This is a genomic window from Pedobacter alluvionis, from assembly GCF_003664035.1.
In the GTDB taxonomy this organism is placed as follows: domain Bacteria; phylum Bacteroidota; class Bacteroidia; order Sphingobacteriales; family Sphingobacteriaceae; genus Pedobacter; species Pedobacter alluvionis.
On sequence record NZ_RCCK01000012.1, the window covers coordinates 610,262 to 623,819 of the forward strand.

General features: G+C 38.7%; 4 protein-coding genes. 2 read left to right on the forward strand and 2 right to left on the reverse strand.

The features are described 5' to 3' along the window. Positions 1-13: 13 nt before the first annotated feature. On the reverse strand, positions 14-535 hold the full coding sequence (locus tag BCL90_RS16520; protein WP_121285094.1) for an RNA polymerase sigma factor: 522 nt from the start codon (positions 533-535) through the stop codon (positions 14-16). Positions 536-839: 304 nt separating this feature from the next. On the opposite strand from BCL90_RS16520, the gene BCL90_RS16525 reads away from it, so the two are divergent. Continuing rightward, a complete protein-coding gene (locus BCL90_RS16525; RefSeq protein ID WP_134380685.1) occupies positions 840-1,091 on the forward strand; it encodes a hypothetical protein in 252 nt (83 codons plus the stop codon). Positions 1,092-1,422: 331 nt separating this feature from the next. After that, the gene (locus tag BCL90_RS16530) at positions 1,423-5,703 is read left to right on the forward strand and encodes an NACHT domain-containing protein (RefSeq protein ID WP_121285096.1); all 4,281 of its coding nucleotides are present in this window, start codon (positions 1,423-1,425) and stop codon (positions 5,701-5,703) included. A gap of 1,333 nt (positions 5,704-7,036) precedes the next feature. On the opposite strand, the gene BCL90_RS16535 is transcribed toward BCL90_RS16530, so the two are convergent. Continuing rightward, positions 7,037-13,093 carry an NACHT domain-containing protein gene (locus BCL90_RS16535; RefSeq protein ID WP_121285097.1) on the reverse strand — a complete coding sequence of 2,019 codons (6,057 nt, stop codon included), beginning with the start codon at positions 13,091-13,093 and terminating at the stop codon, positions 7,037-7,039. Positions 13,094-13,558: the final 465 nt, after the last annotated feature.

The window sequence follows — 13,558 nt, forward strand, 5'->3', positions numbered from 1 at the left end:
AGTTTAACTATTTTTAAGAATTAGAGTGGTGTTTTTTAAGGAATGTCATGGCTTTGGCGATCTGATTTTCAACCGCACTTTTAGACATATTTAACTGGGAGGCAATTTGCTCATGTGATATTCCCTCTATTTTACTCATCTTAAAAATCGTTTTACGCAATGGGGGAATAATGAGCTCAATACTTCTTTCAAGTTCTGTTAACCGGCGGTCTTTCTTTTTTGCTGCTTTTAATTCATTTATAGAATTATCCGCACGGTCATAAGTTAGCTCTTCTGAATAGGGCTCCTTATCGGTTCGGCGGTAAAATTTCGATATTTCCTGTTTACAGGTATTGAAAATTATGTTTTCGGCATTGCCAATTAAAATTTTCTCTCTGAATTTCCATAAATGGATATAAACTTCCTGCATCACATCCAGTACATCGTCCCTGTTTTCAATTTTATTGGCTATACAGGTAAATATCTCATGGTTGTAACGATAATAGAGTTTCTCATAGGAGCTTTTTTCAATGTTATGTCTGCTGAAAAAAGTCAATCGTTATTTTTTAAGGATTAAATTTAAGCTTTTTTTTAATGCAAAGGGTACTAAGGTATTACATGTTTGACGGATAGACTTTTTTAATAATTATGTTTCATAAGTGAGATATTTAGTGATTTCACAACTTCTTTTTCCTTCTACATTGATAATATAGAGTCCATTTTCATACAATTTGAATTTTAATGTAAGAAATTAAGGCTAGATGAAATAAGTGTTTTGCTAACCAATGTTTCAACCAAGGTGGCACTTTCCTTATAGCGGGTATTTACGAATATACTGTGGTCGGTGTTTTTTATGCGGCATGATTATCAGGAATTGTTCCAGCAGTATGCATCTTTATGATTATACTAAAGGCCAATTACCTATTGAACTCAATATTTTAACAGATAAAGATGAGTTTCACCGTTTGGACGAAGAGATGAGTTTTCTTAGGGAAGTTGATTATTTGAGGCAACATGATCCCGTTGCCAGGGTTTCAGCTAAATATGAAAAGGTTTATCAAGCATATAAGGCAATTATTCCAGAATTCTTTGCTACTTTTGAAGCCGAATGAAGTAGAATGCCATTTCTGATTCATGCTGAATATATGGGCAGCATTAACCCATTCCAATTGATTGCTGAAAGTGAGCTAAACGCCAATTCAGGCCAAAGAGATATATAAAAAATAAAACTGTAGTTCTTATTCTGTACTTCACTCCAATCTTCTAGCTGGAATTTACTTTCTTACGGAACTGTAAAATTTTATGATAACAGAGTGATGTTGAAATCATTTTTGTGCTTTTTTTCGTGAATTGGCTATTTTTGAGTAAACCTTATTGTCTGTAGTCACAGTTCTATTAAAAAGGGTCGTACCAATCCATTAAGGGATTTACCAATATAATTATATGATCGACGAATGGGTATACCTTGTCAACAGATACACCATAGCTGGTGCCCGAAGCAAATTTGAAGATATCTGTACTACGCTATTCAAACATAAATATAAGGGAGAGTGTGTGAAATCGGTACGTGTTGATATCGGTGATGGAGGAGTAGATGTCTTTATTGGTGAAATCGAAAGTCAGCCGATAAAGGTCATCCAGTGCAAGTTTTTTGTTAATGGCATTGAGGAATCACAAAAGGCACAAATAAGGAAATCCTTTAAAACTGCTATAAATTCAGTTGATTTTCAGGTCGGTAATTGGATACTCTGTATGCCGGGAAAGTTGAGCATCCAAGAGCACAAATGGTGGGCAGGTTGGAAAAACAAGCAAATGAAGACCTTTGGGTTGCCAAATGATTGCATCGAACTTATGGATGGGGCCGATCTTATCGATGGATTAAAAAGTTTCGGTCTGTATGATGAAGCTTTTGAAATAGAAATCAAAAAAGAGGTACGGGAGATTCACAGCGCTGTAGTCGGAAAAAAGTTTGACCTGGACGAGGAGGTTTTGTCTGCTTCGAACTACATTAGGAACCTCAAAAATTATTTTTCGAAGGAAAAGCTAGCACATATAGAGAGACAAGCAGTTCAGGAAATTGTGGCGTGGGTAAAGAGAGGTCTGCCTGGCAGGGCGATTTTAGAAAAGATGCTTGTCGTTAAAGGTAAAAAAGGCGTAGGTAAAACAACAGTTCTGCATGATGTTTACTGTCAATTGGCAAATGAACATGAATATGTTGTCCTTGCAATAAAGTGTGACCAGTTTTATGATGTCAGTTTGAACGGCCTTTCCAAACAGTTATTTACCGATTTAACATCATTCAATGAACTTTTTAACGTACTTCGGGACAAAGGTGAAAAATTTGTAGTTGTACTTGACCAACTCGACGCACTGTCCCAAACGTTGTCAACGGACAGGAGATGGCTACAGACATACATAAAGCTTATTCAGGAACTGCTCAAGCTGCCAAATTCAAGAATTATAATCTCGACCAGGAATTTCGATCTTGATTATGATGCCGATCTGAGAAAATTTAATGATACGCAATTTATCAAGCAGATTGAGGTTGGTAATTTGTCTGAGACGGAAGTAACAGACATTTTAAAACTACTTAAAATTGAAGCAAAAAGTAAACTGCTAATCGAGCTACTTACGATACCTTATAATCTTGAACTTTTTACCAAGATTCCAAATTTGGAGCAGCTCTTGCAGAAACAGTCCAGGATTTCATTAACTAAACTTTATTCCGAATTGTGGACTCAAGTGATGACCCCGAGGGAACTTTTGCTCACCGACTGCCTAAATGCGATTGTGAAAAGGATGTACGAACAGCATCCAAATCTGATAGAGCTGACGTATCTCGAAGAATTCAAAGCTGAAATAAGTTATCTAGTCTCCCATGAAATTCTGGTGCAGAACGGAAATAAACTTTCTTTTTTTCATCAATCATTTTATGAGTATTACCTGGCTCGATGGTTCGTAATTTCTGATAGAAATCTAATCGAGTATATTTTTGAGGAAGGCCAGAACCTGTATATCAGGTCTTTGATTAAGACCGTTATTGAGTACCTTAGGGAGGCCGACCATCCAAAATATATAGAACTCTATAAAAAAATAATTGGTCAAGATCAGATCAGGTATCACATCAAATATCTGTTTGTACTGGAACTTGGACTTGTAGAAATTCCATCGCAGAGGGAGAAAGAGTTAGTTTGCGACGTGCTAGCGAATCAATATGGAAAATTGTTTCTTGACTTGTTCAATTCAAAAGGTTGGATCGAGTTTTTTATTTCAAATGATCTGCTTAATGGCAATCAAAATGATGTGTACAGAATTCTTTACCGCAACATCAACCATAATGCAAAGCTTGTTTTGGATCATCTAGAAAATGGCAAGTCTGAAGAAAAAAATAAGTTAATAGCAGACATTATACCGAGTGTGAAAAACTGGGATGCCACACTTTTACACTTTTTTGATAACTACTTTTTATATGATGAGAATACAGAACTTTGGTATTTCGAGACCCTAAAAAAAATAGCACCTTTTGATCTGGAATATGTATTTGAAAAGCTCAAGCCAGTAATATTGAAGACAAAAATTCGTACTGAACGTTTTAGGTTCGACCATCGTTTTGAAAGAATTATTGATAACTTGTATCAACAAAATCCATCAAGCACCGCTAAATTTTTATTGTCTGTGCAATTGGAAATTCTGGAAGAAACAAAACACGCCTATTATTCTGAGTATTCAGGAATTTCCTCCGAACTGCTAGGTTCCTATCAGCTCGATAACGGGCTGTTCTATAAAGACAGCGAAGATGAAAAATCTATAGATTTCTACCTGATTAAATATTATAGCACTTGCGAAAGAAGTGAACTTAAAAAGGTTGTCCAAAATTATTCCTCGACCAACTACGTTCCTTTGCTCGTTCTTCTAGCAAAATTGATGCGGGATAGGGCTAGTGAATTTATTGAAGAAATCTACCAACTATTATTGATCATCGAAACCAAGAACGGTTTGATGGAGATAGATGATTTTTTTCAGCTTAACATTCGCAGAATGATTGCTAAAGTAATATCCTTATTTAATTCAGCACAATACCAAAGGATTAAAAAACTTTTGCTCAATATCACCCATCCTTATGAGATATGGATATATGAAGAAGATGGCAAGAAAAAGTTCAACCTGAACATCGGTCGAAAAAAATATTTATTTTTAAAGGCATTTCCGGGAAAAGTTCTGGAAAATGATCATGAGTTGAAGCAATTATATCTTGTGTTGGAAAGACGTTTCGGACACATCGATCATAATAAAGCTTTTGATAGAAGCAATAGTAGGTTTGGGGCTGTAGGTTCCCCGTTGACGAATGCGGATTTTAACAAATTCAGTTTTGATGCCTGGCTGAAAAGTATGCGGAAAATTGATGAGGATTTTAAATCTGATGATTTTTTCAAGGGAGGTTTACTTGAGCATTCGAGATCTTTTGAAAGCGTGGTGGAAAAGCGCCCAGAACATTTCTGTGATTTTATTGGGCAGTTATTTAATGAGAAAGGCATATCTAATAGTTACATCTCGCACGGCATATCTGCATTGATCAAGGCAAAGTATGATCCTGAGAAGGTTGCCGACCTTATTAGAAGAGAAATAAAGCTATCCCTAAACAGAGAGTTTACCTTGTATACTACCTGGCACATCAAATACCTAATCAATACGAAGGTGGTTACTAAGGATGTCAAGGATTTCTTGATTGCCATCGCCAGATCGGAAGGGTATCGAGATGATGCGCTGAATCCAAATGATCCATTTACAGATTTTATCAATACACCAAGAGGGTCAGCCATTTATAACTTATTTTACCTGTTCGATTATCCAAATTATAAGGAGGACGTGCTTTCTACAATTGAATTCGTCATTGATCCAAAAAATAGCCCCTCTACTACAATTCTTGCAGGAGTTATGTCTCAGCTTGCCTACTTAAACTATTTTGATATCGAACGTTCCTTCGCTATTTTCCAGCAGCTTATCACTCAGAAAGACTCACATGTTTTAAAATATTCCATCAATCCTGCGCAGTATTTTAACAATAAGTTCCATGATAGAATGGGTTTTTATTTTGATGAAATGCTGTTGCACGAGGAATTATATGATAAATGCTACTTTTTTGTAAACAGTTGGATCTTTGAGAATATTGATGATTTTAAAATGTATGATCATTTTATGGGACTGGGTCAAAAAGCGATAGAATGTGCCATTGACGTAGCAGAAAGTTTTTTGATTAGAGATGGTATAGTCGATCAACGATCGATGCGAGTCTTGGAAAGATGTTTGTCACACACCGAATTCGATCTTTCCCGCGAATTTTCTGGTTTAGTATTAAGGGTGTTTAAAATTGAAAATTTTGGAGAGCTTTACAGCTTCATGGAAAAGTATATTGGTACTGTTCAGTTCAGTAATGATCCGAGATATCTGTTGGAGTTTTTGACGGAGTGTTCATCTTTGTATCCAAAAGAATGTTTGGATTTATTGGTAAAAATGAATCCTCCAGAGAAAGTTGACATCAGTAAGAAGGCCTATCTTGGTGATGAACCATTGGTTCTGGTATTATCGATATATTCTAGACTAAGGCTTGAACCCTTTAAATACCGTGAAGAGCAAAAGACTGCATTAGACTGTTTCGATAAACTTCTTGGCATTCCCTCAATAAGATATAAAGCACTTGAAGCCATGGAAAATGTATTGAATTAAGCTATTAAAGATTGCAGTTACAAAAACTGCAATCTTCATCTCATCAAACTTTTTAAAAAGCCCCCTATTCAATCAATTCGTCCACAAAATGTTTCGCATTATGCACCGCCGCTGAGCGAACCATTCATTTGATGTCATAAAGCATAACTTAACATTATAAATGAACACCATCATTTTCACTGATTTACTTTAAATTGAAAGGACAGTGATGAGTTATTACACTAGATTGAACATAATCGGAAAAGGCTTAGATGTTTAGATTGTGGTCGGAGTCAGAGATTCTAAGTCTTCTAGCCTAACCGCCATATTATGAGGCAAAATGTGCTTTTCTGACTTAGAAAAGTAATTTATGGACTATTCCTGAAACTTCAAAATTTTGCTCCGTTACGCATTTGTTACGGTTTTACCGAAAAATTGTTAGCTAGGACTCAATTGGTTAACCCATTCAGATGGCTATCATTTGGAATTTCCTCAGAAACACGCTATTACCGAGATTATAGCAAAATATACCACTGTAGGCTGGAAAATGGTAGACATAACACTTACCTATCTTTTGGGTCTTACAAAAGTCAATGCAACATTGATACATGCGTTGCCTTGTTTGCGATACTATAAGAGTACATCTAAGCCGCCTAGTCAGCTATCCACATAAGCCCGTCACGTTAGGCTAACATGTACGGCGTAGAAGGATGGATTTAAACATGTCACGGCCGTAGTCGAAGATTGCATTGTGTATTGGGAGAAGCCCCGGAGTGAGCCCAAAGTCTCATACTATCCACGGATCCTTACGTTTCTAGGATACGCTCCATGGCTGTTTGATATAGCACATTGCAAGGCAGGTTGAAGGAATATCGATATCGGCACAGGCTGAGTTATAAAAAATTCGGAATGATCTTCGGAATGGATGCTGCGCATATAAAGAAACTTGAAAAAGGAAGCGCCGTTCCGTTACGCAAGACGATTGCAAACTGGAACAGTTGTTAACAAATCCGCCCCCAGAATGGGGTGATCTTCGTCACATTTAATACCATAAAATGGTTATGGCAAATCAAAAGGATATCGAAATTATGTTTGATCATTACCTGGTATTTCGTATTGCCGATACTAAGTTTTCGGAAAATCGAACAGGTTGAATTATTGGGCGTTCAGTTTTTCTATAAAAGCCTGCACTTCTTGAATATTCCCTAAGTTATCTACATACCACCCTGGATATTCGAAACGGTGGAATTCTGCGGCTGGTCTACATCTAAAATAATACTTGCATGGAAGCGAGCTAAGGACACTAGTATTTCTTAGATAAGAATCTGAATTTCAAATAAATAATTCCAATTGATTAGGTATAATCGGACAAATTGAACTCCTCTGTAAGGAATTTCATATCCTCCTCATTGATGTAAGTGTTGTATCGGCGCTGATGAAATTCCAAATGCCTTTGAATTCTTTTGTAATGAAACAAGGGTCTGCTGCCTAATTTCCTGATGACCGCTTCAAGCCCTTCACGTGTGATCAGAACCTGCCAACCGTTACCAGATTCTGAATCATGGTGCCCGCCTTTATTGCCAGAATCACCCAACTGCCAAAAGACCGATTCTATAACGGCTTCTCCAGCTTCATTATCCCACCTAAAATTTCCCTCGCGCTCATTGAAATTTAAGCCCATGTCCATTGCAAGTAATGGGTTTACCGCGAGCCAGTTCTCTTTCGGTTGCGTCGTCCTTGCTGAATTGTAAATGATGATACCAGCTTGTTCATGATCAATATAGTCTCGTATCAAAGCACGTGTCCTGGATCGAAAAATAGCTGCCTCATCCTCATCTACAGTAGCTTTCACCTCTATAAAAGCCTCACGAATCTCTATTGCTTTGCCATGGCCCATTCCCTGCATCAATGTTCGCTCTGCGAGAATGAAACGTTCTCCATCGTACGCGGTCAATACTTTTGAAATATATGCGTCGTCGAATTCATGTGCCCATTTGCGGTCTACGGAAGGTGCGGAACCAGATTTTTTTAATATAGATGCAATTGATCTGGGTTGGGAGACGACCTCGACTAGATAAGTTGCCGGATCAAAATGGGGCAAAAAATCTTCTGCCGTGTCAAAATCCAAATATCCAAGTTCCAGCAACTCCATCAGGACTTTCGCCAGGCCAACATATACTTTTTGTACTTGAGGACGATTGTAGGGAACTTTCAGATCAAGCATGGACTCATAGAGGCCACGTAATTCTTGTTCGGTCAAGTTCGAACACCAAATGGGAAACTGTTGATCGTCACCTAACACCCTGATCCGGTAAGCGATATTGTACTTAGCGAACCCTGTCACCCTTGCTAGCATACTTATTTCAATATCTATGATTTTCGTATACACAAGCGGATCATTGGTTTCTTTAAGATAGCCATCGTCGCTGATATTTCCTATCGCGTTTTTTGAGGCATCCACAATCCCACGCTCCGGTGGAAGCTCTAGCGTATAACTGAGTGGCAATTCCGATATCTGCTGGGTTCTTTGTGCTGCGTATCCCCCAAGGTTTAACAGATCAGAGGCAAGTAACATCAGGTCAAACCTAGAAGAATTCACCAATGCTTCAAGTTCATTTTTGAAACGCTCGACATACCTGTCGGTTTTATTGGCAACCCCATGCAACAGTTTAAGAAATTTTAGGGTGAATCCTCCATCATATAATCTCTTAAGTAACTCAGGTATTATACGATCCAATTGATTGTACTCGGCGATCAGAACGGGATAGATTATCTCTGTGAATTGGCTGGGTGTCGTTACTAAAAAAGTCAAAAAATCGATAAATAGCGCATCATCGCTTTCATGGCCTTGAACTTCAACACCCTGGACGACCTCTTCATTCGACAATAACTGATCACGGTACAAATTGAGCTCTTCATAGATCAGGTTAAGATCCACAGTTTTATCGAAAAGCGTAAAAACCTTATCCAGATCGGCGATGACCGATTCCCTTACCCTTGTACCCATGTTCGGCAATGCTTCAACAAAGTCTTTCAAGGCATCGGAAGGAACCCGGCCGCAAGGAGTAAGCTTTTCCAACAAGGTATAAGCTAGTATCTTTCCTTTAGCATAATATTCATCACCCCATTGGCAATACCGAGATTCTTCAATAGTTCTCTTCAACAGTTCTTTCGCGATCTCAGTTTTACCATTCTCGGAAAGAACACCAGCAATCTTAGTGATATGTTTTGTGTCAATATCAATATTAAATTCATTTAAGAACACCTTGATCTCAGCAGTATCGGCTGTAGGTATAACTTTGATAAAAGCTTCAGTCCAGTTAAAGTAACCATTTCTTTCCTCTTCGCCTTTTAAAGCAAGCAGATCATCTAACGATGTCACTTTATTTAAAACATCGGCATGACTAAGATATGTGCTGTCTTTCAAGCGGAGATGTTCCGAACTGCTCCGATCTTCATCCTTCACTTTTGGTTTATCTGATAATCCGACCCGAGCAGGAGCGCTTCCTTGTTGGATCATTTGCTCGTAAATCTCTAGTAAATAACTGTTCCTGATCTCTACCAGAGAAAAGATGTGTAGTTCCTTTATTAATTCTTCTACCTCACCAATGTCGGGCTTTGTTCGAAAAAAAGCACGAATGAAGAGTCGCCTGATAGAATGCGCATCATCGAACGCTACAATAATCCTGGTAAACAATCTAACTAGCACATTTTTCGGCACCCAACCTTTATTGAGCAGGTAGATCAATAAGTATTCAAAACCATCAAGCAAGTTGACCAACTCCTTAAATAATAGATGTTCAAATATTTTATAGCCATTTCCGTGGTAAAACGATAATTCCAGGATCGCAATAGCCGGCGTATGATTAGACGAATTTACCTTATCTTTCATGGAAGCTAACCGATCGAGATAATATTGAATATCAGGAATTGGCGTTGGCTGATATTTTTCGATCCAATTAACCATCTGACCTACCTGCTGATCATCTTCCCCCGACATCCCCAGGCAAATAGACATTAATTTATCGATTGTAGATTCCACCCGAGGTGTTTCTTTAAGCTTCGACCAAAGTCTCGCCTGTTGAACACCTTCCGAAATTCGTTGTGTGAGGTAACCGTTGGAGTATATTCCTTTCTCGATACCAAGCAAAGTATCCTTACACCATTTAACATCTACATGGTGATCTATGCTCCATTCAATTATTCCCTGTATCGCTTCATTGCTCCAATAAGAGCCATTGACGTTCCACTCATTGGTTAATTTCTTTAACAGGCTTGCGCTGACCTCGTCTGATATCTCCAGGCTTACTGCTAATATCTGCTCTACAAACTTTCCTTTTGCGGCGTTTATCTCATGGTCGTATAATGGTTCGTTGAAACGATGATGAAATATTGAAAAGAGCTTATCTACACTTCCAAAAAAGCCTGTTGATGCTTCAGCGTAACCATGGAAAAACCAGGCGTTCGCTCGTGCCATTTCAGCGAAAGCAAGGTCGAACGCGCGTTCAGTCGGCTTATCACTTGGTGGCAGAAAAATCTCCGGCTCAACTGTAAAGTCTTTGGTTATGATGTAAAAAAGTCTGGCGTAGTTGAATATATAGTTGGCAAATCCGCCCGCCCGTACATAGGAATTTTTCTTTTTTAGTTCTGTTGGCGTTACCATTAAATTGAATGCTTCTTTCCTTTTTGATGCATCATCCTTTTCAAAGGTATAGATCAATGCGTAAGCTCGCGTGTGCCAGTCATCACCGTCATTCTGCCAATTTTCAAAAAAGTCCAGCGCCTGTTTGCGTAGTACCTCTGTTGTCTGGCGTTTATAAATAACATCGAAATAGAAGTCGAATTGATAGAACTTATCCAAGTCAACTTTTGCGTGATCAGCCAATGCTTTCAGTTTGTCGAACTCTTTACGAATAATAAAATGATCTTTAAGAGATAATATCAATCGCGGCAACAGTGGTTCCTCAGGCTCTTGTTCTCCTTCTGCACCAATGACAATACCCCGGCACTTCTCTATAATCTCATCCAGTGGAAGAAAGATGCTAGCCACGTTTGCCCAAGTCTCTAAGAGCTCTACCTCATTCACTTCAGTATAAGTACGCTGATCGTGTCGTCTACTGCTAAGTTTAGCTGAGGCTTCAAAAAGATAGATTGGAGTTGCCCGGTTAAAAAGTTCTAATGACAAGTCCTTGTAGCCTTTATCAAAAAGCAAGTTAGAGAAATCCAATGCCGCCGTATGGGGTACCAGTAATTTGGCCGAATCAAATACAAAAGAACAGGCGGTATCTAAAAGGCCTGCGCTCAGGAAAATATCATAGTAATTGCCGAATGAAAGATTTGCAGTACGCTGTTCCAACTCCAAAAGAGCAAAAAAACAAGCAGCCACCGTGCGATAGTTCTTTTTCTGCTCCCCTGCGAGCAATGCGAGGCGGATGTCTTCCCTAATTATACTCGAATTGCGGTAAAGGAACCACTGCTGCCGAAAAAAGCTTTGCGTGGACAGGTCGGATATCGTGGTATATTGCTCGGCCTTGTACCAATGATAGATGATGTTGAAGCGGTATTGGTCGTCAATATCTTTTATCGCATTTGCTATTTCAAGATGAAATTTCTGATCGGTGCGTTTATCGAATTTTCCGCTGAATCGGTTTCTGGCTGATTCTTCGATCAAAAATTCTTTGAAGCTGTTGTGAAAGAATTGCCAAATATTCTCAGACTTGTAAAAGTAATATTCGGCTGTTTTATTGACCCGGTCAGCATCAGCGCCATTGATTTTAAAATGACCTAACAGTTCGAGGTCGAAATATGGAAACCGAAAACGGGCAATGATTCCCAGAATATGGACAAACTGATCATTCACCTTATATTTTTCCCAAAACTTGCTATACTCTCTATAAATATCACCTGAAAAATCTTTGGAACCAATTATCTCATCGTAAGCCTCTGCGTTTCTCTGATTCAATTCTTCTATGGTATAGCGAAGGAAAAGGGGGTGTCCCTTTGTATTGTGATAAAGAGATTCTACTTGGCCAACACTTAAGATAAGCTTGTATGAATCGGTCATCTCTTTTAATTGCTCTTTTGATAGCGGATCGATTGTGATCGTACTATTGGTGTTTTTGAGATCTTCCCTGATCTCGTAAGTCAAATCAGAAAGCTGGTTGACTGTGCGGCTTCCTAAAATGAAGTAAATATTGTCTGGTATAGCAGACGGCGCAGGCAGCACACTTATTAAACTATCCCCGACATGTTGTTCGCGTTCGATATGATCCAAACCGTCAACAATAATAAATACCTTCTCGCCTCTGTAACTAAGTTTTTTAAGTTCTTCAGCCAAATGTTTCTGGAGATCCGATAGTTCTTTTTCTGGCAGGCGGTCCTGCAAATTTAAGCCACCCTCCCTGATTTGTACAAGAAGGTCATGCAAGAAATATTTAGCTTCGCCACGATAACCAAAGTCATAGCTCATATCGAGGTTAGTATAAGCGTAATACTTCAACACTTTGTAGGGGCTGTTGGAGAGCCACTTCGTAAGTAAGGTAGATTTACCAGAACCAGCGTTCCCCACTAAGGCCAGATATCCATTGTTCTTGTTTTGAACAACAGAGTTAAGCTGATCAAAGGTGCTTGTGAGCGGAAGGTAATGGCGATCGTCGACAAAGAAGGCGTGCTGAAAACGTGTCTCAAATTGGTCTTTCAAACCAAATTCTACTAGGAATTGCGAACGGTCAAACTTAACATTTCCTTTTTGAGCGATCACCTGCGGAATACGCATTTCAATCCGTTCTATATGCGCTTTCCGCCTCGTCTGCGTATACGTATCGTAAAGGAACTGATCGGCCTTGTAGTTGAAGACAAATTTGAAATCCTTTATAAATTCAATGAGCTCTTTATCAGTGGTATTCGCAAAAGCGACCAATTCATCGAAAACAGGTTGCCATACCTTAGGGATACTATTTTCATTATAGGCGCCTTTCTGTATAGGTTGCCAAAAGTTCGCGATAAATTTTGCGAACGAGGGTTTGGGTCTGCCGTCAAAGGCGGTAATCGAATCACCTTCCGAAACCTGTTGGGTAGTGACAAAACGTGCATCTATTTCTTTTCCCAAATACTTCGTTTTAATAGACTGCCAACCTTTGAACACCCCTTGAAAAATGCTATCGGTATCTGACTGGGTAAATTGAGTATAGCTAAAATTTGATGAACCGATCTCTTTAATCTGGTAAGCAATCACTTTTGTATCGGTACCCAGTAGCACATCATCTAATTTACCTGCGCCATTACTGGCGAACTCTATCCATTGGAGATCGTTCTGTAGCAAGTGATTATATATCTCGGTTGCAAATATTCCATATTGGAAGAAGTAGCTGGCGATAGCGGCTACTTCTCCAGGTGTTTTCTGTATTGACATTTATATTGGCAAGGTTTTAAACAGTCGGTTAAGCATAAAGATAAGTATTAAAGTAAAACTGATTAGCGCCTATAATGATTCCTTGAATATCTTTGACTTATTCGAAGTTATTATACGGTAAACATGGCAACGCACTTTTTTAATCGTGACGTCATCGTTGTTGTTCTTTTCGAGTAAGCCGAGTACCTTAGGTACATAGTCCTTAGCGTCTTCGGCGTTAAAGTAACGCGAATGATATTCATCCACCGTTAGCCTAGTAATTTCCTTAAGACTTATTCCTAACTGCTGCAACCCTCTCTTAGATATCCAAGCTACGGACCAGTCTCGTAAAGTCATGAATGATAACCGCTCCAGGAAATTTCAGCTACTGAGGCTATTTCTCTGATACATATTTGTGTTTTCTTGTTAAATTCCTTAAAATTTCCCATGTTTTCTAGTATTCGACCAAATTATGAAAAATCACCC